The 21,325-nt window shown below is 37.9% G+C and carries 23 protein-coding genes; 9 read left to right on the forward strand and 14 right to left on the reverse strand.

Features of this window, described 5'->3' with window-relative positions; translation table 11 throughout:
* Positions 1-171 precede the first annotated feature (171 nt).
* Together H4J39_RS15500 and H4J39_RS15505 are read right to left on the reverse strand one after the other, a co-directional pair.
* The gene (locus H4J39_RS15500; protein WP_182229295.1) at positions 172-978 is read right to left on the reverse strand and encodes a PEP-CTERM/exosortase system-associated acyltransferase; all 807 of its coding nucleotides are present in this window, start codon (positions 976-978) and stop codon (positions 172-174) included.
* A gap of 115 nt (positions 979-1,093) precedes the next feature.
* Positions 1,094-1,918 (reverse strand): patatin-like phospholipase family protein, encoded by an 825-nt coding sequence (locus tag H4J39_RS15505; RefSeq protein WP_182229296.1) that lies wholly within the window; start codon positions 1,916-1,918, stop codon positions 1,094-1,096.
* Positions 1,919-2,069: 151 nt separating this feature from the next.
* Between H4J39_RS15505 and H4J39_RS15510 the strand changes: the two genes are divergently transcribed.
* On the forward strand, positions 2,070-2,846 hold the full coding sequence (locus H4J39_RS15510; protein WP_182229297.1) for a serine protease: 777 nt from the start codon (positions 2,070-2,072) through the stop codon (positions 2,844-2,846).
* Positions 2,847-2,859: 13 nt separating this feature from the next.
* Here H4J39_RS15510 and H4J39_RS15515 read toward each other — a convergent pair whose 3' ends face one another.
* The 3 genes from H4J39_RS15515 to gpmI form a co-directional block, all read right to left on the reverse strand.
* Complete coding sequence (locus tag H4J39_RS15515) at positions 2,860-3,624, reverse strand: divergent polysaccharide deacetylase family protein (RefSeq protein ID WP_182229298.1); 765 nt, start codon at positions 3,622-3,624, stop codon at positions 2,860-2,862.
* A gap of 91 nt (positions 3,625-3,715) precedes the next feature.
* Positions 3,716-4,867 carry a peptidoglycan DD-metalloendopeptidase family protein gene (locus H4J39_RS15520; protein WP_182229299.1) on the reverse strand — a complete coding sequence of 384 codons (1,152 nt, stop codon included), beginning with the start codon at positions 4,865-4,867 and terminating at the stop codon, positions 3,716-3,718.
* A 22-nt stretch (positions 4,868-4,889) separates the two neighbouring features.
* Positions 4,890-6,431, reverse strand: a complete 1,542-nt coding sequence (gpmI, locus tag H4J39_RS15525) for a 2,3-bisphosphoglycerate-independent phosphoglycerate mutase (RefSeq protein WP_182229300.1) — start codon at positions 6,429-6,431, stop codon at positions 4,890-4,892.
* A gap of 251 nt (positions 6,432-6,682) precedes the next feature.
* On the opposite strand from gpmI, the gene H4J39_RS15530 reads away from it, so the two are divergent.
* The 4 genes from H4J39_RS15530 to gpsA are packed head-to-tail and all read left to right on the forward strand — an operon-like array spanning position 6,683 to position 9,018.
* Positions 6,683-7,111 carry a rhodanese-like domain-containing protein gene (locus H4J39_RS15530; protein WP_182180657.1) on the forward strand — a complete coding sequence of 143 codons (429 nt, stop codon included), beginning with the start codon at positions 6,683-6,685 and terminating at the stop codon, positions 7,109-7,111.
* Between the two features lie 26 nt (positions 7,112-7,137).
* Positions 7,138-7,392: a glutaredoxin 3 gene (gene grxC, locus H4J39_RS15535; protein ID WP_182180655.1), complete on the forward strand. Its 255-nt coding sequence runs from the start codon at positions 7,138-7,140 to the stop codon at positions 7,390-7,392.
* Positions 7,393-7,437: 45 nt separating this feature from the next.
* The gene (gene secB, locus H4J39_RS15540) at positions 7,438-7,953 is read left to right on the forward strand and encodes a protein-export chaperone SecB (protein WP_182180653.1); all 516 of its coding nucleotides are present in this window, start codon (positions 7,438-7,440) and stop codon (positions 7,951-7,953) included.
* A 57-nt stretch (positions 7,954-8,010) separates the two neighbouring features.
* The gene (gene gpsA, locus H4J39_RS15545; protein ID WP_182229301.1) at positions 8,011-9,018 is read left to right on the forward strand and encodes an NAD(P)H-dependent glycerol-3-phosphate dehydrogenase; all 1,008 of its coding nucleotides are present in this window, start codon (positions 8,011-8,013) and stop codon (positions 9,016-9,018) included.
* A 47-nt stretch (positions 9,019-9,065) separates the two neighbouring features.
* Here gpsA and trmL read toward each other — a convergent pair whose 3' ends face one another.
* Positions 9,066-9,530, reverse strand: a complete 465-nt coding sequence (trmL, locus tag H4J39_RS15550; RefSeq protein ID WP_182180649.1) for a tRNA (uridine(34)/cytosine(34)/5-carboxymethylaminomethyluridine(34)-2'-O)-methyltransferase TrmL — start codon at positions 9,528-9,530, stop codon at positions 9,066-9,068.
* 102 nt (positions 9,531-9,632) lie between these two features.
* On the opposite strand from trmL, the gene H4J39_RS15555 reads away from it, so the two are divergent.
* Complete coding sequence (locus H4J39_RS15555; RefSeq protein ID WP_182229302.1) at positions 9,633-10,529, forward strand: cation diffusion facilitator family transporter; 897 nt, start codon at positions 9,633-9,635, stop codon at positions 10,527-10,529.
* A 14-nt stretch (positions 10,530-10,543) separates the two neighbouring features.
* Here H4J39_RS15555 and H4J39_RS15560 read toward each other — a convergent pair whose 3' ends face one another.
* The 3 genes from H4J39_RS15560 to H4J39_RS15570 form a co-directional block, all read right to left on the reverse strand.
* Positions 10,544-11,584, reverse strand: coding sequence for an alpha/beta fold hydrolase (locus H4J39_RS15560; RefSeq protein ID WP_182229303.1), 1,041 nt, complete (start codon positions 11,582-11,584; stop codon positions 10,544-10,546).
* Between the two features lie 70 nt (positions 11,585-11,654).
* Complete coding sequence (locus tag H4J39_RS15565) at positions 11,655-13,046, reverse strand: ATP-binding protein (RefSeq protein WP_182229304.1); 1,392 nt, start codon at positions 13,044-13,046, stop codon at positions 11,655-11,657.
* The gene (locus H4J39_RS15570; RefSeq protein WP_182229305.1) at positions 13,046-13,759 is read right to left on the reverse strand and encodes a response regulator transcription factor; all 714 of its coding nucleotides are present in this window, start codon (positions 13,757-13,759) and stop codon (positions 13,046-13,048) included. The genes H4J39_RS15565 and H4J39_RS15570 overlap by 1 nt, the downstream gene beginning before the upstream one ends.
* A gap of 236 nt (positions 13,760-13,995) precedes the next feature.
* On the opposite strand from H4J39_RS15570, the gene H4J39_RS15575 reads away from it, so the two are divergent.
* Complete coding sequence (locus H4J39_RS15575) at positions 13,996-14,487, forward strand: Spy/CpxP family protein refolding chaperone (RefSeq protein ID WP_182229306.1); 492 nt, start codon at positions 13,996-13,998, stop codon at positions 14,485-14,487.
* Between the two features lie 11 nt (positions 14,488-14,498).
* Here the strand turns inward: H4J39_RS15575 and H4J39_RS15580 are convergent, their stop codons facing one another.
* The 5 genes from H4J39_RS15580 to rsgA form a co-directional block, all read right to left on the reverse strand.
* A complete protein-coding gene (locus tag H4J39_RS15580; RefSeq protein ID WP_182229307.1) occupies positions 14,499-16,502 on the reverse strand; it encodes a M56 family metallopeptidase in 2,004 nt (667 codons plus the stop codon).
* Between the two features lie 56 nt (positions 16,503-16,558).
* Complete coding sequence (locus tag H4J39_RS15585; RefSeq protein ID WP_182180635.1) at positions 16,559-16,939, reverse strand: BlaI/MecI/CopY family transcriptional regulator; 381 nt, start codon at positions 16,937-16,939, stop codon at positions 16,559-16,561.
* A 132-nt stretch (positions 16,940-17,071) separates the two neighbouring features.
* Positions 17,072-17,809: a glycerophosphodiester phosphodiesterase gene (locus tag H4J39_RS15590; RefSeq protein WP_182229308.1), complete on the reverse strand. Its 738-nt coding sequence runs from the start codon at positions 17,807-17,809 to the stop codon at positions 17,072-17,074.
* A gap of 2 nt (positions 17,810-17,811) precedes the next feature.
* Positions 17,812-18,684 carry an archaetidylserine decarboxylase gene (gene asd, locus H4J39_RS15595; protein WP_310649766.1) on the reverse strand — a complete coding sequence of 291 codons (873 nt, stop codon included), beginning with the start codon at positions 18,682-18,684 and terminating at the stop codon, positions 17,812-17,814.
* Positions 18,685-18,713: 29 nt separating this feature from the next.
* Positions 18,714-19,751, reverse strand: coding sequence for a small ribosomal subunit biogenesis GTPase RsgA (gene rsgA / locus H4J39_RS15600; RefSeq protein WP_182229309.1), 1,038 nt, complete (start codon positions 19,749-19,751; stop codon positions 18,714-18,716).
* A 326-nt stretch (positions 19,752-20,077) separates the two neighbouring features.
* On the opposite strand from rsgA, the gene orn reads away from it, so the two are divergent.
* Together orn and H4J39_RS15610 are read left to right on the forward strand one after the other, a co-directional pair.
* Complete coding sequence (orn, locus tag H4J39_RS15605) at positions 20,078-20,623, forward strand: oligoribonuclease (protein ID WP_182229310.1); 546 nt, start codon at positions 20,078-20,080, stop codon at positions 20,621-20,623.
* A gap of 154 nt (positions 20,624-20,777) precedes the next feature.
* Positions 20,778-21,263, forward strand: a complete 486-nt coding sequence (locus H4J39_RS15610; protein WP_182229311.1) for a DUF4442 domain-containing protein — start codon at positions 20,778-20,780, stop codon at positions 21,261-21,263.
* Positions 21,264-21,325: the final 62 nt, after the last annotated feature.

The following is a 21,325-nucleotide window of genomic DNA, read 5'->3' on the forward strand; positions in this document are numbered from 1 at the left end:
TACACGTTTAAACGTACTGCGAAGTTTTTTGTTGTTCTGTGACTAAAGCTATCTTACTAATAAAGGTTCTCAGGTCTTAAAAGCACCATGTTTAGATAAATAATATACTGCACGATATGGATAATGTATTAATCAACAATCACACTAAGTACTGCTGATTTACCAAGATATCTAAAGTTGGGCATGAATATCTTTTTGTATCTCCTTAAAAAGACTTTTGAAACCACTTGATAAATTTTCTAAAAAGATCTCAGGGTTAATATAATAAGGCGCACGTAGTCCATGGTATTCAATGGGCTCACCTATTTGAACAAATTTAATCCCCACAAACTTCATACTACGTGCTAAGCGTGGCTCCATCATAACAAAAGCGTGTTTGACACCTTTCTCAATGACTAAGTTACAAGCGATCATATACAAACCAATAGCGATAAAAGGAAAGCAACGTAACTCAGATTCAGAATAGTTAGTTTCGCTGATTGCACCGATGGCAGAGCCTTTGAAACGATCTGATTTACGACGTCTAAAGTCAGCTTTGACTGCTAAGCGAGAAATCTCGCCAATTTCAGAACGTTTGAAGTTCTTTGGATCGTAGTCTTTGTTTTGAATAGCGTCGTAACAATACTTTTCAATGGGTAATAATTCATCATCATTACTTGATAACACTATGCGCACACAACTGGTGTAGTTATTAGTAGGCTTGTGCTTAATTAAGGCAAAGATTGAATGTGGGTCAAACTCATCCATTTCCATACCATTATCTTTTTGATTTTCGAAAGCTAACTCTTCACAGTAAACATTGTGGCGAATTTTAAACACTTCTTTACGAAGGCTTTCGGTAGAGGCGTATTGAGGCTTGAGAAACTTAGTAAAATGCTCGGCAATATTTCCGGCATCATGGTTCACCTTAATCGAAGCAACTTTCTTTGCTACATCGCCTATTATAGGGGAATTTAATATTATTTTACTAAGACTCATCTACTCATCCAATTGTCATCATCACATTTAGTGATAATAGTTGTCGCATCACCATAGATATTACTATTAATAATAACCTATTATCAGATAATTATTAGTAATAAGTGAAAAAATTTTATTTCGCTCCAAGTTTTATCGGTAATACTTCTTCTGCGGTTTTTAAACCAATATCAAATAAGGCTTGTTTTTGCTCTATTGTCATGGAAAAGTCAACGGCAGAATAGTTGCCTATGTTCACTACAACGGTATTGTGCCAGAAAGCATCATTAATATATTCACGTGAAATAGTGGTCATAAAAGTACGAATAAGGAGAGTCACGTATTTATAAATGGGGAAAAAACCTTTGATATTAACTTCGTTATTTTCATGCTCACCCTTAAGGCGAAAACATAATACCGGTGTGCCGTCTTTTGCCCAATCACGATGAAGTGCATCTTCAGATAAAATACTACCGTCAACCATGACATGTTCGCCAAAGGTCTTGAAACTAAATATTAAGGGAATGGACATTGAGAATCTTACCGCGAGTGATACTTTTACATCAGGCGTTAGTTCTTTGTTAAAAATAACTGGTGTACCTTTAGCTACATCGGTGGCAACAATATGTAGATTATAATCAAGCTCGGCAAATGTTTTTCCACCCAGTAATTTATCCATCCATTGCTCAAAGCGGTCGCCCGAGCTTAAGCCACCATTACGAATTAATTTCAATAATGAAAACTCTCTAAACTGGTTATAGTTCGTATTTAAGGCTATATCCTTAATCTCAGCAGGGCTTAGGCCAGCAGCAAATAAACTGCTAACAATACTGCCTCCTGAAACCCCTACTAAGTGATTAAAGTCGATATCAAACGCTTGTAACGCATGTAAAATTCCAACATGTGCGGGTAAGCGTGTACCGCCTCCTGCAAAGATAGGAACGACTGTTTTTTTTGTCATATTTTTAAACGACCTTTAATGAGTGATTAAGACACGCAGGGATATAACATATTGTTCTAATTATTTTAATTATGAGCAAAGATAACTGTTTTTGCGAGGAAAACGCAGTAAACTTATTAGCAGGTAATTTAATAATGAACGGAGTGTTGCAATGCGTTATATAAAAATGGTTTTGAGTGCTTACTTAATTTTATATACCAACTTAGCTATAGCTGATTTGGCCGATACTATTGAAAAAATAAAGCCCGCCGTCGTGGGTATAGGAGTTCACACTCCATCTGGTCGGCAGAAAAATAGCTTAAACGGTAGTGGTTTTGTTATTGGTAATGGACAATATGTCGTAACTAATCATCATGTTTTGCCAGAAGATCTCGATGAAAGTATTTTACAACAAATGGCAATTTTTACTGGCTCAGGGAAAAATGCCAAAGTACGTACGGCTGATATTGTCGCAAGCTCTCAGCTTCATGATATAGCTATCTTGAAAATTCATGGTGGGCCACTGCCCGCGATGCAACTCGCAGATAAAGGGTTTCGCCGAGAAGGCAGCTATGTCGCTTTTACGGGGTTTCCTATTGGCGCGGTGTTAGGGTTATATCCTGTATCTCATCGTGGCATTATTGCCAGTATTACACCAACCATTATACCCGTTGATAACGCACAACAAATTAGTATTAAGATGCTGAAAATGCTGAGAAACCCATATTTGGTTTATCAACTTGATGCCACAGCATACCCAGGAAATAGTGGGAGTGCTCTGTATGATGTAAGCACAGGGGACGTTATTGGCATTATTAATAAGGTTTTTGTACAGGAATCGAAAGAGGCTGTTATTAGTAAGCCCAGCGGTATTACTTACGCTATTCCCGTTAAATATTTATTAGCTTTATTACAAGAACATAACATTGATTACCTTAAGGCTAATTAACTTTAGCTCTCTGTTAATCTTCACTTATTACGGCAGGTTCGTGAATATTTTGGGGCTTACCAATTAATGTTGAAATTGAGACTAGGTCAATATCGAGCTCTGTTAGCAAGGGAAGTAAACGATTGAGTGCAACGATGGTTTCAGGGTGAGGATGAGCAATAGCGACAACCGACTGATATCGTTGAGCATGGTCAATGAGTTGCATAAATTGTTGATCAATATAGTCACTGCTTAATTCGTTATCTAAAAATATTTGTCGATGTGTTGTAGGCACGCCTATTTGTAGTGCAATACGCTCTGCTTTCGTTCTGTTCGTTGTTACGCTGTCGACAAAAATTAAATCTCGTTCTTTTAAAAAACGCATCGTCCACATCATTGGACTATAAAGTTTAGTAAGTTTGCTACCCATATGGTTATTAATGCCGATAGCAAAGGGGATCTCAGCAAATGCTCGTGTAAGTTCACGGCGAATAGATTTTTCATCCATAAGTACCGTTAATGCGCCAGGACCTAATGCTTTACCATTTTCTGCTTCCATTGGAATGTGTAAAATAATTTCGTTGTTCTTGTTATATGCTTGTGCCGCTAAGATTTTTCCAAACGGGGTATGAGGAAGAATAGCAAAGGTTATTGCTCCTGGTAACGTTAGCGCGGCAGCATCACTTTTTCGGTAACCAATATCATCGATAATAATCGCAACTTGAGCGTTTTTAGCGACAGTTAACGGAGCGATGCTCAACAACGTGAGTAAAATAAGTAATAGGGGAAATAAACGCAAAAGAACTCTTAATTTTAAAAAGGAATTGAAGTTGACTCAGATTATCAGGAGAAAAAGTTAAAATCGAGCAGAAGTGATCATTTGTTTTCGCTTATTTAAACCAAGCTTTAGGATTGACCGCTTGACCATCTCTGCGAATTTCAAAATATAAGCCTGATTGACTTTGCCCACCACTTTGCCCAACAAGTGCTATCGGTTCACCTGTTTCAACGCGGTCACCTACTGATTTCAATAACGCTTGGTTATGGCCATATAAGCTCATGTAGCCTGCGCCGTGGTCTAATACTGTGACTAAACCATAACCTTTTAACCAATCAGAAAATAATACTGTGCCGTTATGAATGGCTTTAACTTGCTTGCCAACAGGAGCGGCTAATAGAATGCCTTTCCACTTTAAATAGCCTTGTTTACGAGAGCCAAAACTGTGACTAATTTTACCTTTGATCGGCCATGAAAGTTTTCTTTTTAATTTTTTAAGGCCAACCAGTTCGGCACTTTGCTGCGATAATGTTGCGATACGTTGCAATGCAACCACTAAGTTTTCTTCTTCAGCCACTAGCTTGGCTAATAGTTGCTTACTGTTAAGGAGTTCTTTATTTATTGCGCGAAGGGTGTTTTTTCGCTCTTGTTTACTCCCTTGAAAAGCGACCTTTTGCTCAGTTTGTTGTTGTTTTAGAAGATTTAATCTTTTAGCTTGTTCTTGGTGTTGTGTCGTTACGGCGAGTAAGTCACTTAATACGATTTGAAATTGGTCTATTTCTTTGATGCGCGCATCGTTCAAATACTTATAGTAAGTAACGGTTCGCTCAACGCTAGCCGGACTCTTTTGATTGAGTAATAACTTAAGATAGTCGTGATTTCCCGACGTATAAGCCGCTCTTAACTGCTGTGCTAACACTGTTTCTTGCTGTTTTTTTTTGTGAGTGAGTGATACTTTTTCTTGTGCAAGATTTTTTAATGTTAGCTGCGTATCTTCAAAATCAGTATTAGTTTTAATCATCGCCTTTACAATTTTAGCGATAGAAATGTCGTCATTGCGTAATTGCTTTTCTAATGCCGAGCGTTCATTGCTCGTTTGTTTGATCGATTTTTGTTGATCGGATATTTGTTGTTGAACTTTAGACAGCGCTTGATTGGTTTTTTTCTGGTCGTTCTCGTTACCTGATGATTGTTGGGCAATGCTCACCGACATCAACATGCCGCTAAGGCTAACTATTGATGCAAATAAAAGTATTTTTTTCACGGTGATTTTCACGTTAATAATCTTAAACAAACTTCATCAAGGAATGGCCTGTCATTTGCTCAGGTTGTTCTATGTCCATCAATTGCAATATAGTGGGTGCGATATCACTTAATGCACCATTTTTTGCAGGTTGGGCAGGTCGGCCAATATAAATTAATGGCACGGGTTCACAGGTATGTGCGGTGTGTGCTTGGCCTGAATTGTTATCAAGCATTTGTTCAGCATTGCCATGGTCGGCGGTAATTAAGCACTCTCCACCCACTTTTTCTAGAGCGGCTACAACACGACCTACGCTAGCATCAACTGCTTCACAAGCCGCTACAGCAGCATCAAATTTTCCTGTATGACCCACCATATCTCCATTGGGATAATTACACACGATAAAGTCATGTTCGCCGCTTTCAATCGCCGCTACTAATTTATCTGTTAATAAGGCTGAATTCATTTCTGGTTGTAAATCGTAGGTAGCTACTTGCGGGGAAGGCACTAATATGCGCTGTTCGCCAACAAACTCACTTTCTTTACCGCCACTGAAAAAGAACGTAACGTGCGCATATTTTTCGGTTTCTGAAATACGTAATTGCGTCTTGTTATTTTTCTCTAGCCATTCACCTAGTACGTTCTCAAGTGCCACTTTAGGGAAAGCGATATTGGCTTTTATGTCGCCGGCATATTCGGTGAGCATGACAAAGTCAGCAATAGCAGGACATTTCTTACGTTTAAAACCAGCAAAGTCTTTTTCAGTGAAGCAACGGGTAAATTGACGAGCACGGTCGGCTCTAAAATTCATAAAAATTAATGAGTCACCATCATTAATTTCAATTGCATTGCCGTTATTATCTAAAATAGCAGACGCCGCAACAAATTCGTCATTTTCATCACGAGCATAAGCCGCTGTTAAGGCGTCAGTTGCGCTTGAATATTGATGTTTTGCTTCACCACTGACCATTAAGTTGTAGGCTAACTCGACACGATCCCAACGTTGGTCACGGTCCATCGCATAATAACGGCCAATAACCGACGCTATTTGTCCACAGCCAAGTTGCTTGAATTTTTCTTGTGCTTTGATTAATGATGCTTCTGCACTACGTGGTGGTGTATCGCGACCATCTAAAAAAGCGTGTAAATAGATTTTACTTGCGCCTTTTTCTTTCGCGAGCTCTAGCATAGATAGAATATGATCTTCGTGACTATGAACACCGCCAGGCGATAATAAACCAAATACATGTATTGCTTTATCATTCACTATTGCATGCGTAACCGCATCATTGAGTGCTTTGTTGCTGTTAAATTCTTTATCTTTTATCGATTTGGTAATACGAGTGAAGTCTTGGTAAACAATACGTCCAGCACCTAAATTAACGTGACCAACTTCTGAGTTACCCATTTGCCCGTCAGGTAAACCTACTGCCATACCCGATGTTCCAATTAACATATGTGGATATCGCGCATTTAAATCGTCTAGTACCGGCGTTTTTGCATGAAAAATAGCGTTAGAGTCTGTTGACTCTCGGTATCCCCAACCATCTAAAATCAGTAATACGGTAGGTTTTTTATTTGGCATTGTCGTTTCCATAAAGGTGAAATTAGCTAATTATTCGCCAGTATACCAAGCAAAATAAAGAATTGCTTGTGTGCTATTAGACAAAATAATTCAACGCAATTGTGTGCTTTTATTTGTTATCCGTCAGTTGTACCAACAAAAATTATACTTTGATTGATTTAATCGCTCATCAGGTAAAGTTCTTTTTGGGTTTGCTCGGTAATTCTGTATACTATCGACAACTTTTTATTCAACCAATATTTATTATTTTTATGGATCAATTAATTATTTTTGCTGGTAATCATCCAGTGTTAAGTGCAGCTTGGGCAGCGATTGTCGTGCTGATTATTATTACGACTATTCGTATTCAAATGTCACCTATTAAGCAAATATCTACACAGGAGCTTACTTTTTTAGTAAATCGTGAAGAAGGTGTTGTTGTAGATATTCGTACGGAAAAAGAATTTAAAGCGAGTCGTATTATCGATTCAAAAAACTTAGTTAAAGAGAAAGTAACAAATAATGATTTTGCTACCCTTGAAAACTATAAAGATAAACCCATCATAGTTGTATGTACCGCAGGAATTACAGCTACACCTGTAGCTAACCAATTACTTAAAGCGGGCTTTACTAAAGTTAGCTTGTTAAAAGGTGGTATGAATTCTTGGGTAAATGCAGGTTTACCGCTCGTTAAAAAATAACGATTAATAACTTATAAAGGTTTGATATGACTGTTGATATTTACACTAAAGTGACTTGTTTTTATTGTGTGCGAGCAAAAGCTTTATTCGATGAAAAGCAAATAAGTTTTAATGAGATTAAGATCGACAATAATACAGAATTACGTAATGAGATGATCAAACGTAGTGGCGGTGTTACCGTTCCGCAAATCTTTATTGGTGATGTGCATGTCGGTGGTTGCGATGAACTCTTCGCACTACATGCCGCAAATAAATTAGATGAACTTTTAGCAAAAGATTAAAAGTCATCATTAAATAATAATAGCAATTACAATAGGAAACAGAACATGTCTGATGAAAACAACAACACGGATGTAGCACAAGCGGCTACTGATAAAGCAGCACCACAATTTGCTATTCAACGTATTTATACAAAAGATATTTCTTTTGAAACACCTAACTCTCCCGCTATATTCCAAAAAGATTGGAAACCTGAAATTCAATTAGATTTAGATACTAAATCAAATAAATTAGCGGAAGATACTTATGAAGTTGTACTTTCTGTGACGGTTACTGCTACCGTTGAAGGGCAAACTGCCTTTTTAGCTGAAGTTCAGCAAGCCGGTATTTTTTCTATAGGTAATTTACCTGAAGCGCAACTTGCACATACTATTGGTGCTTTCTGTCCAACGACTTTATTTCCATATGCACGCGAGTCAGTTGCCAACTTAGTTAGCCGTGGTTCATTTCCACAAATTAATTTAGCGCCAGTGAATTTTGAAGCATTATTTGCTTCATACGTTCAGCAACGTGCCGCTCAAGCAAATGCTGAGCAAGCACCTGCGAGCGCTGAAACTCACTAGTCCCCTTTTGCTTTTATGCAAATCGGTTATTAGTCACCATAAAATGGAATTGATGATATGTCGGAATTAACGGCAAAGATCACAGTTTTGGGGGCAGGGTCTTATGGCTCTGCCCTTGCTATTTGTCTTGCTAGAAATGGTCACAAAACTGTATTGTGGGGACGAGATCCTCAGCATATTGCCCAGATGCAAGCGACTCACTCGAATGAAAAATATTTACCCGGTTGCCAATTTCCACCATCACTCATAACAACAGACGATCTTGCCAGTGCGGTTAAAGCGAGTGAAAACATTCTGGTTGTTGTACCTAGCCACGCTTTTGGCGAAATGCTTAGTCAGATCAAGCCATTTTTATTACCTAAGGCTAAAATAGCTTGGGCCACTAAAGGCTTAGATCATAAAACAGGTCGATTACTCCAAGATGTTGCACGTGATATTTTGGGTGATGATATTTCATTAGCGGTATTATCGGGTCCCACGTTTGCAAAAGAGATGGCTGCAGGTTTACCAACCGCTATTTCGTTATCGTCGACCGACGATGACTTTGTCACTGAAATTTCTGACTTACTCCATTGCGAAAAGACTTTTAGGGTGTACGCAAATAAAGATTTTATTGGTGTACAACTCGGTGGTGCTGTAAAAAATGTTATTGCTATTGGTGCAGGTATGGCCGACGGTATTGGCTTTGGTGCCAATGCTCGAACGGCATTAATTACCCGCGGTTTAGTTGAAATGACCCGTTTAGGTTGTGCACTAAATGCAGAGCCCAGTACTTTTATGGGAATGGCCGGTTTAGGTGATTTAGTGCTTACTTGTACTGATAATCAATCACGCAATCGTCGGTTTGGCTTAGCGTTAGGCAGTGGTGTTGATGTTGAAAAAGCGATGGCTGATATTGGTCAAGTTGTTGAAGGCTACCGCAATACCAAAGAAGTTTACATGTTAGCGCAACGCATGGGCGTAGAAATGCCTATTGTTGAACAAGTGTATCAAGTACTCTATTGTGGAAAATCAGCAAGGTTAGCGGCCGCTGATTTACTCTCCCGAGATCGTACTGTCGAATAACTTAACACACTGCAAATGAAGCTCTTTTTAAGTTAACTTACTGTTCACTAAACTGAGCCTTCAAATCCCATTTGTCGCCATGCTTCAAAAATAATAACAGCCGTTGCGTTAGATAAATTCATGCTACGGCTATCTTTTACCATAGGAATACGAATTTTGTTTTTATCCGGTATTTGTTGTCTTACTTCTTCTGGCAAACCACTTGTCTCTGAACCAAAAAGTAAATAGTCACCTTGTTCAAAGGATACATCTCCATAGTAGTTTGTCGCTTTGGTTGTGATTGCTAGTACACGGCTAGGTTGTTCATTTTCAATAAAAGCTTCGTAATTTTTATGGCGCTTGATTGCGGCAAACTCATGGTAATCTAAACCCGCTCGACGTAGTTTTTTATCGTCTAGATCAAAGCCAAAGGGTTCTATTAGGTGTAGCCTAAAGCCAGTATTCGCGCAGAGGCGGATAATATTACCGGTATTTGGTGGGATTTGTGGCTGAAATAAAACAACGTCTAACATATAAATAATACTTGAATTCAAAGATGATAAGCTATTATACCAAACGAATTAATATATTGTACAACTTACACCCTCACGAGTGACATTGGAAAAGTAAAGAATATGAGTGAAGCTTTAGCAAAAAATGATGACTACAGTTACTGGGTGAAAATTGCTGCTTTTGCAGCGACAGCTACAGCCTTATTACTCGTTGTATTGAAGCTTTATGCTTGGATGGCAACTGATGCGAGTTCTATGTTGGCTTCTGCAACAGATTCAATGCTCGATTTATTTGCTTCACTCATGAATGTTGTGATCATTCATTATGCGTTGGCACCCGCCGACGAAAAACACAAATTTGGTCACGGTAAAGCTGAGAGCTTGGCTGGGTTAGTACAGGCGGCTTTTGTTACAGGTTCTGCATTATTACTGGTATTTCATGGCTTTGACCGTATTATTAACCCGAAGCTGGTTGTTAAAACAGAAATCGGCATTATCGTTACAATTATCGCTATAGTGATGACCCTTTTGTTAGTTTTGTTGCAGCGTTTTGTGATTAAAAAAACACGCTCAGTTGCAATCAGTGCCGATGCTTTACATTATCAGTCTGACTTATTGCTCAATCTTGGCGTACTTGCCGCTTTAATTTTAAGCAGTGGTTATTCTCAATATGCTGATGGCGCATTCACTTGTGCTGTGGGTTTGTTGTTATTAAGTGGCGCTTTAAAAATTATCTATCTAAGTGTCCATAACTTGATGGATCACGAATTGAGTGAAGATGAACTTACTCAAATAACCGCAATTGTGTTGTCTCATGATTCGACATTAGGTGTTCATGACTTAAGAACGCGACAATCTGGGCCACATCGCTTTATTCAATTTCATTTGGAGCTTGATGACAGGTTATCTTTACTGTCAGCTCACAGTATTGGTGAAGCTATAGAGAAGGAAATAGAAGCGAAGTTTTCACCTTGCGAAGTCTTCATTCATCATGACCCTACTTCAGTTGTTGAAGGCTAAAATAATCATGAAAATTAAGCCGAGTGCTTTCTAAACCAATCGAGTGAGTTTTTTATTGCCGGTGTGCGGTACTCGTCTTTTTCAAACATAAGTTCATGAAAAGCTCCTTTAAATATAAAAGGTTTGCTGTGCGGGTTAAGCGCTGAATCTTTATGGTGTAATTGCTGACAGAAAGCATTTTGTGCGGTATTCGAAACAATTGTATCGTTGCCTGACTGCATCACAATAATCGGGGTAGCGAGCTTGTGTATATCCGCAAATATATGCTTATTGGCAATTATCGCTTCTTTAAGCCAATGCGCGGTTACACCTCCCAATTGAATCTGTTTGTGTTGTTGATAAACATCAACAAAAACTTGGTAGCGGATCGCGGAATGACTTAGTTCATTTTCTGTAAAAGGTGTTTTACTAAACCCTGTTTGTCCTATGAAGTAATTAGCTTCATCACTAAACCATGAATTTAGCTTATCTGCGGTGTAAATAATAGCTTTAGCGAGCCAATTTGGAATACTGCCATTGTTAACGGCAATCATTGGCGACGATAGCACAGCTGACTTTATCGAGTTTGGGTATAATTGCATCATACGAATCGCAATTGCACCGCCCATTGAATGGGCTAATAAGTGGGGGAGTGGCGTGGCACTTTTAGTTGAATTATTCGTGCAATATTGCGTTACAACCTCCCTGATGAATTGTTTGAGGTCATGAGCGTAGTCATCAAATTTTTTCACAAATCCTTTGTGTTTATCTTTCAATAATCGTTCTGATAAACCTTGACCACGGTGATCAAGTATAAAGAGATTATAACCTTGGTGATGTAAATCAAAGGCGAGTTCTTGATATTTTAAGTAACTTTCTGACCTGCCTGTTACCAACACAAGACATTCTTGATATTGAGTGTTAATGAAGGCAGTGTAATTTATTCTAATGTCATCAACGCCTTTAAAGGATGAGAAAACACCTTGTTGCCAAAACGCTTTTATTCGGGTGGATAAATGCGTTATTAATGCTGTTTCTTTGGAATATTCATCTGTACTGATTTGCGCTAAAGTCATGTTGTTCAATCCTGTAATAAGCGTACAGATAAGGTGATGATTGACGCTATACTTTTTTATTATGTGTGATTTATGTTAATGGTAAGGTGATTTTTACCGATAAACCACCACTGTCTTTGTTTTTAGCACTTATCTTACCGTTGTGTGCCAATACCGCTTGTTGTGCGATAGCTAAGCCTAAACCTGTACCCCCACTGTTTCTATCTCGGGCTTCATCTACACGATAAAATGGCTGAAATAGCTTTTCTATGGTGCTTTGAGGTACGCCGGTACCGTTATCACTGATAATAATACTTATACTGTTTTGTTGTTTGTTGATCAGGCGATGCATTGAAATAATCACTTCGCTATTCTTTGGGCTATATTTTATGGCGTTAATGATGACGTTACTGAATGCACTGCTTAATAAATTTTGATCAGCGAGTAGGTCCAGTGATAAAAAATTATTCATGGTAATTAAAATATGTTTTTCATCAGCAATATACTGGCAGTCTTGACAGATATCCGTTAACAATTCATCGAGGTGAACTGTTTGCAAATTGATTTTTTGAAAGGTATTTTCGAGTCGAGAAAGCGAGAGTACATCACTGATCATTTCATTTAAACGCGTGACTTCTAACTCGCAGCGGGCCAGATGTTTTTTTTGAAGTTCAGGCTTATTAATCGATTGTTGCGCTAAGCCTACGGCAAGTTGTAGGCGAGTCATTGGGGAGCGTAATTCATGGGAAACATCAGCTAATAAACGCTGATTAGCAGTGAGGTTAAGTGATAATTTATCCGCCATAGTATTGAAACTGGTCGCAAGTGAACCCAGTTCATCTTTTCTTTTATCTGCATTCTTGATACGTGCATCGAGCTGTCCGTTACCTATATCAGTAGCCGCTCGTCTTATTGCTAATATTGGCTTACTTAATGTTCTTGCTAACAACCAGGCGAGTAATGAACTAACAGCAATAGGAATGGCTAACTTTAACCAATTTGGAAGCTGCATAATAAAAGAATTAAAGTGTCGTGATTTACCTTTAACCACTAAATAGAGTGCTACAGGCTTGTTGTCTAAGGTAATATTTTTAGGGCCGGTAATACGAGATCTTGGGAATTGAATACTGGTAATTGCAGGAAAACTATTTATTTCTAGGTAGCTCACTAAATTATTTAAAAATGGATTATTGTCGGTGGTAAATTCACCACTTTCAATATCTTTAATAATAATGGCATCATGAGATATTTTAGGTCGATATTGCAAAAGTTCACTGGCGGTAATATTTTTGCTTTCAATACGATTAGCGAGACGGTTTAATTTTTTTTGGTCGTTAGGATGTGCAGGCAATATAATACTGTTTTCTGCTAATTGTGCTGAGATGAATCGAGTTGCTATAATAGAGCTTAAGGCGAAAAGCCAAAACCATAAAAATATTTTGAAGCCAATAGATGAAAATGAACGTCTAATTTTAGTGATCATTATTCATTATTCCCTAGGCTTTCTCCTGCAAGAAATATATAACCAGCACCACGAATAGTTTTTAATTTATCGCTTGGAGAAAATTCGAGCAACTTGCGGCGTATGTTACTGATATGCATGTCGATACTGCGGTCAAAAGCACTAAGTTTTCGCTTTAGAATTTGTTCTGATATTTCATTTTTATTGACGATTTGACTAGCATTATTCATCAATAAATCGAGTATTTGAAATTCAGTCCCAGTTAATTCTACTAATTGTTGATGACAGAAAACTTGGCGTGTTGCGTGATCTAATCTCACGGCATTGATCAGTTGATTGTTAATTTTACCTTCTCTGGTTTTTACTATTTTTATTCGTCGTAAAATTGCGTTAATACGCGCGAGTAATTCACGATGCTGAAAAGGTTTTGCTAAATAATCATCAGCGCCAAGCTCTAACCCTAAAACTCTATCGTCGTTATCGCCTTTAGCCGTTAACATCAAAATAGGCGTTTTATGCTGACCCCCCAAGGCTTTTAATACTTCAAAGCCATTAAGTTTTGGCATCATGACATCGAGTAATATTAAAGAAAACGATTCGTCAAATGCACGTGCTAAACCCGCAACACCATTATGACAAGCCTCGAGTTCAAAGCCTTCATATGATAAATACTCCGCTAATAATTCAGTGAGTTCTTTGTCGTCATCTATGATCAATATTTTCTGTTTACTCATAATTTTGAATCATCATACTTAGAAGGCTTATTTGGCTAGTGTTGATATTAACTTAACTCTTAGTAGAAAACTTACTTTGTTCGAGCCTTTACATAAAATTTACACTGGCTTGCGTTTCTTTGCATTGCAGAGTTTATAGTTATATCACTTAAGTTAATGAATTAGCCCACTTAGCTCATTAAGCCGCAAAATCATTTACTCAATTGATAGTATCTATAAACAATGAGGATTACCCAATGAAAAATAAATTATCAGTATTATTAGCCGGTGCCGTGTTAACGATGTCATTAGCGAGCACTTCCGCTTTTGCCTTGAATGATGATGAAGGTCATGGTCATAAACATAAAAAGCATGCGACTAAATCTATGCAAAAATCTGAAGGTTTTATGCAGCATAAGTTGAAAAAAATGATGAGGTATTTAGATCTCACTTCTGAACAGCGACAGCAAGTAAAAGCTATTCACCAACAGGCAAAAGAAAGTCGCTTAGTGTTAAAGGATAGCTTGCAAAATTTTCATCAACAAAGTGAAATTTTAATGATGGAAGACGACTTTAACGAACAAGCTTTTATTGACTTACAAAGTCAGTATCAAGATAGTTTTGCACAAATGGCGTTGATTAAAGCACAAACAAAACATCGCTTTATAGCATTATTAACTGAAGAGCAAAAAGCGAAAATGAAGTCACGTCGCGCTACCGAGAAAAGAAGGCCTCACCACTTTGAATAGTTTTAGCTTTGTTATCGAGCAAGACTAAACGAAAAGATTTTAGACATGGTGCTTTCTACCGGCTGTTCGTTATAACTCGCAGGTGTGAAACGCCATTTTTCTAATGATGCGCGAATAGTGTTACGGAAATAGCTTACTTTGCCTTCACTACCGTATTGAATGTCACGAATATAGCCGTTTTTATCTATTGTGAACGTGACTTCAATATCGGTTTCAATACCCTTACGTTTGGCGTTCGATGGATACTTTGGGTAAGTTGACGTCAGTAGTTTTGCTGGTGAGCGAATAGGCATAAAGTTAATAGGAGACTCATTTTTTGATGAGAGTACCTGCTCTACAGTTTTTGAATTGATATTCGCTGGCAGCGTTAATTGAGAAGTTTCTATTGAAGGCGCTCTTGCTAAGTTTGCGACTTGTTGGGCATATGGGTTCTTTAATATTGCCCCATCTCTGCTTGAATCGGTGCGTTCAAAAGCTAATTCAGAGATTGATTTGTTTGTGACTACTCTTTCAGTTAATACTAATTCTGGTAATGATTTATCCGCTGTTTGCTGAGTAGAAGTAAGCGGTGATTTATTTTCTTCAATAACTAAATTTCCGGTGAAATTGGTCACGGGTTGAATCGTCACATCCTCAATAGCGGTTATTTTTTTCTCTGTTGCTTTAGCTGAAAGACTTAACGTATTCACTTCATTAAGGTTAGCTTGAGCACTCGTATTTCTAAAGTCGTTGGCTAATTCTACATACGCTTTGGGAACGGCTCGTTTTATTTTTGATACGCTCATATCATTCGTGGAAATACGCTGCATAAATGGCGATAAAACCGTTGTGGGGAATTTGTTTTCTAAGGGGATACCGTCACTTTTTTGATGTAATAATTGTTGCGCTAAAGCGGGTAAGGTTACTTTAGTATTGTCATCACTATGGGTGTTGAAATTATCATCTGAATTACGATATAAAGAAATAGTACCTGTGCTTATATCTAAGGTGGGAATTTGGATGAATTCCTTACTGCCCACAGCGATAATTGAAAGCACAACCGCAATAGAGGCTAACCATTTTCCTGAATTATTCGTCGTTGAGCAATGCTGGTTTTGATCAATTAAACGTACCACTCGCTGTTTTAAATCGCCACCAGACGCTGCCATTGCCATTGCAGGAATAGAGTGATGTCGATGACTGTTACATATCGACGCTGTATCCGCTAGAGTATGCGCATAAGCAACAGGGTTGCCACAATGTTGAACGGCGATATCATCACTACAATACTCACGTTCATTACGCATTTGCTTAGAAACCCAACGAACACCTGGATGGAAGAACAAGAATATTTCAACTAAGGTTTGTATAAAATTCACTAAGTAATCGTGGCGACGAATATGAGCTAGTTCGTGAAGAATAAGCATATCTAGTTGTGCTGGTGTTAGCCCTGAAAGCATAGATACTGGAATAAGGACTACAGGCTTTATCCAACCAATAGCCATAGGTACATCATTTTTTAGTGAAATTAAAATTTGTGGTGTACATGTTAACTTTACTTGCTGAACTAATCGGTGAAACCTTGCTTCAAGTTCAGGTTCTGCTGGAGATGTACCTGTTTTGGGAAGCTGATTAACATTATACAATTCAATAAATAGTTTAACCGCTAAAGCAAAACTAATTACTATCCATGTTAATGATAAGTAAGGTAAATATTCAATAGTATTTGCATACCAAGTCGCCGTGCTTTGCGCATCACCATTAATAATGTCAGCTAATAATATGCTGTTGTTTAGCAAAGGGCTAAATTGTTGAAAGTCAGCCTGCGAAATGATGTAGAAGGTGAAGAAGGGCAGTAATAGATTTGCAACCATCGCCAGTGACGAAAATACATACCGCCACTGTGGTTTTTTATAAGACGTAAATGTTAATGCTAACTTTAAGGCAAGCGCAACAAAAAGCCCTTGCCAAATAAAATGGATAAGAGTCAACGATAAATTGTATAAAAATGGACTACTCATTAAATTATCGGGCATTATCCTTCCGTGTTTATGTACATTTTAACGTACGACTATACTGGTTATTTTATCTATTATTTTTCTAGCTCGTTGAGTAATTGACGAATATCGGCAATTTCTTCTTTACTCGTAGACTCATCTAAAGCTCGCATAACTAACTTTGATGTAGAACCACCAAAAGCTTTTGTCGCCAAGTCTTTTAATAACGATGACTGAGTGAATGTTTCACTGTTCGAGGGGGCGTATACATGCGCACGATTACTTTCGTCACGAATGACCAACGTTTTTTCATGCATAATTTGTAAAATTTTCAAAACAGTAGTGTAACCCGTTTTTTGAGTTTTACTAACAACGTCATGTACCTGACGAACAGTTGCTGGACCAACTTTCCAGAGAACATTAAGCAAAGTTAACTCTGCTTCTGTAGGCTTGATATTTGTATTATCTCGAGCCATTGAAATTCCTTAATGCTGTGAATAATTATGAGTTAAATACGAATGTAATCGTATCTTGTGTTGATAAAATGAGCAACTACTTTTCGAGTTATTGATGATCTTTTGAAATAGAGTGCTGATAACAAAGGTTTTTTAATTATTATTTTTTTGTTTTTTGTTAACGATTAACCTAGTACGAGTTGGATAGTTAGTGAAAATAGCATCAACGCCTAGTTGCATACATTGTTGTATGTCTTGTTCTCGGTCTACGGTATAAACCCAAACAGCTAAGCCTTGCTGATGAATACTATTGACTAAGTTTTGGTTTAAGCAATGTATAGACGGGTTTACTGATTTTACCTGCAATGTCTGTTTAAATTCATCAAAGGTTAATGGGCAGTGTGCAATAAGTGCAGCAGTACTTACTTGCGGGATATCTCGTTTGATTTTTAATAATAGCGGGTGATTAAAAGCAGATATAACTAATTGTGAATAGGTAAATTGCTTACGCTCAATAAAGCCATTTAACAGTTTTTTTAATGCATCAACAATCGTTGTTATGAGTGTTTTATCACTAGTCGTTGCCTTTAATTCAATATTAACTAAACACTGACCGTTAATCGTTGCCAATGCTTTATCTAATGTTGTGGTGGCTTGATTATTGTGTGTGATAGCTAAAAGGGCTTCAAGTGAAAAGTCTTCAAAAGATAAAGCTTGCCCAGCGTTATTGATGACGAAGGCGTCGTGCAATAAAACAAACTGACCTGACGATCGATGGTATTGAGCATCAAGCTCAATACCATCGGCTTGCTGTTTTATTGCTTGCTCAAAAGCCAATAGTGTATTTTCAGGAAATTCTCCACTAGCGCCTCGATGAGCAATTATTTTCATGGCTAATCAGCGTTAACGATATTTGCGTAATGCTCACCTAAACGCGTAACAGTTCCAGCACCAGCATCGACACTAAACTCAATCATATTAGGCGCAAAGGTCGAAACTACCGTAGAGCCAAGTTTGAAACGTCCCATCTCGTCACCTTTTTCAAAAGTGATCGCGTCAGTGCCATCAGCAGGATAACTTTCTCTAAAAATACCTTTCTTTTTGGGTGAGGTAATCGTGCCTGCCCAAGTTGTTTCTATGCTGGCAACAATTGTTGCACCTACCAGTACCATTGCCATTGGACCTGCTTTTGTATCAAAAATAGCAACGACACGTTCATTACGAGAAAACAAGTTAGGCACGTTATTCGCCGTTAATGGGTTAACAGAAAATAAATCACCAGGCACAAAAATCATTTCTCGTAATGTTGCCGCCATTGGCATATGAATACGATGATAATCTTTCGGTGCTAAATAGATACAAGAAAACTTACCGCCTTGAAATGGCTTTGCGGTGTTATATGAGCCACCGAGTAAGGTTTCTAATGAATAATCAAAGCCTTTAGCTTGAATTAAACGTCCGTCTTCAATATCACCTTGTTGGCTAATGGCACCGTCAACAGGGTAGCAAAGTGTTGTTTCATCTTTATCAATGGGGCGGGCACCATCTTCAAGTTCACGCGTAAAAAAATCGTTGAAGGTTTTAAAGTCTTCTGCATTTTTAAGCTTGGCTTCAGACATATTAATGTCATAATTTTTAATGAATGCTTCAATGGCTTTCGTTGTTACTCGGCCACATTCTGCAGCAGCAAATTTTCCAGCTAAACGAGAAATCAAATGTTTAGGCATAAGGTATTGAAGGGTGATTTTTAATTTATTTAAAAGCACTGAATTTCCTTTATATTATCTATATTAATTTAGTCATTAAAACGGGAGGTTAATTTATTATCGCCTAAACTGGCTAATATTCGTTGAAAACTCGCTAAACGTTTAGGGTGTATTTTCATTTCTTCTCCTGCGGCAATTAATGCACAACCGGGGTCTTGCTGATGCTTACAATCTCTAAATCGGCAACCTCCTAAGTAATCTGCAAACTCAATAAAACCACCATAAACTTCTGCGGGAGTTAAATGCCAAAGGCCAAACTCTCGAATACCAGGTGAATCAATTAAATCGCCACCTTGTTTAAAATGATACAAACGAGCAACTGTTGTGGTGTGTTGGCCTAATCCCGAATTTTCAGAAACTATTTTGGTCATTAAACCTAGTTCAGGCATTAGCGTGTTAGTAAGTGTTGACTTACCAACACCCGACTGGCCAACAAAAATACTGGTATGTTCACTGAGTTGTTTTTTGAGTTCTTCTATACCGTGTTGAGATTCATTACTGACATAGATTACTTGATAACCAATATCACGATAAATATCAAGGTGCTTCTCAATGTCTGCTTTGGTGGCCTCATCAAGTAAATCGGTTTTATTGAGTAAGATAACCGGTGTAATACCTGTTTGTTCTGCGGCCACTAAATATCGGTCGATAATATCTGGATTAAAGGCAGGTAATACGGAAGAAACGATGAGTATTTGGCTAATGTTGGCAGCAATAGGTTTTACACCGTCATAAACATCAGGGCGGCTTAATACCGACGTACGCTCATGTACAGCTTCTATTACGCCTGAAATACTATGCTGAGTTTCTTTACCTCTACGCCATAGCACTTTATCGCCACAGACTAAAGACTTAACACCACGGCGAATATTACAGCGAATGCAATCGCCATTTTCCGCCTCAACATCAGCATGCTGACCAAAACGGCTGAGAATTGTACCGTTTTCAGGTTCACCTAGTTCAGTGTCTTGCCATTGCACTTGTTCAGGTTTATTACGCAGTTTTTTCGCTTGATTATCTTTAATGCGTCTTGTCTGACCTTTAGTCAGTTTTTTTATCTTAGACATGCGGTTTTATCATGTTAATTATGGAGTTTCACTCTTGTTTAAAAAAAGGCTAATGCGACAAAAAGTTTTAATCACAGTACATTGTACGTATTATACTGACTAAATCACAATTCATCTAATATACTTGTAATAGTAATATCAGTTTTATTACGTTTGTGATTTTATTATGTATAGGGAAAATAAATCAAAGCAAGGCGCGCAATTGATTTCTGCCGAGACGTTGAAGATTAAAACAACGCTGCCTTAGCGTATTTAACCCTGCATATGTGGGCGATCAATGGATGAAATTGGTCTCAGTAAACAGTTGGCATTATTAAGGAAGCGGTATGACATGTAGCGACACAAATTTAATTTGGTTAGATTTAGAGATGACAGGATTAGAGCCTGATACAGATGTGATTTTAGAGATTGCCAGTATTATCACCGACAGCCATTTAAACATTTTAGCGCAAGGGCCAGTCTTTGCGATTCATCAAAGTGATGAAGTCTTAGATAATATGAGTCAGTGGTGTATAGAACACCATGGTGAATCAGGTTTAACCGCGCGTTGCCGTGAAAGTTTAAGTACTTTAGCCGATGCTACTCAGGCAACAATAAAATTTGTTGAGCAATATGTACCAAAAGGAAAATCACCAATGTGTGGCAATAGCATTGGACAAGACAGGCGCTTTATCAATAAGTACATGCCTGATTTTGAAGATTACTTTCATTATCGAAATTTAGATGTCAGTACCGTTAAAGAATTAGCGCGTCGCTGGAAACCTGAAGTATTAGATAAAGTGGTAAAAACGGGTGCTCATTTAGCCCTTGATGATATTTTAGAGTCAATTGCTGAAATGAAAGTGTATAAAGAGCACTTTTTTAAACTATAAAGTGCTGTGAAACTCTATGTAAATAAAGCGCTAACGGCGCTTTTTTGTTTTCTAATCTTGTAGTTAATACTTAGTTTTTAGCGTAGTAATAAAGCTTGCAGGTCTGACCAGTTTGCGCGACACTACTTTTAAATCCACAGAATGTGAATAACTTATGGCGAATAAATTCGGAAAAATCATTAGTAAAGTTAATAAAATGCCGCGTTTTACACGCTCTTTTTTACTGACTAAAATTTTTTGTACTACGGTAAAGTTTGCTGGTACTTCATCGATAAAGCTTATTTCAGTTTCGCACACGAAAGCGGTATTGTTTTTAGAAAATAAAAAGAAAGTACAAAATCATATTGGCGGTATTCACGCCATTGCTGCTGCATTATTGGCAGAATCAGCAACGGGTATTGTTTTTGGTATGAATGTACCTGATCGTTGCGTGCCTTTACTAAAGAGCATGACAATTAACTTTGAAAGGCGAATGCAGGGAAGTTTATCTGCGGTGGCTGTGTTAAGTGAAGCTGACATTGAACAGATAGAAAGTGCCGACAAGGGTAGCTTAATGGTCAGTGTAGAAATTACCGATGAATCACAAAAACAGCCTATTGTTTGTGAAATGGAATGGGCCTGGGTCACCAAAAGAAGTTAAGTTTTTATAAAATGAAAGCGTTGATAGTCATTAAAAATCGTTGATTCTTAGTGATAATTCCC

It is taken from the genome of Colwellia sp. Bg11-12 (assembly GCF_014076955.1).
GTDB lineage: Bacteria > Pseudomonadota > Gammaproteobacteria > Enterobacterales > Alteromonadaceae > Colwellia_A.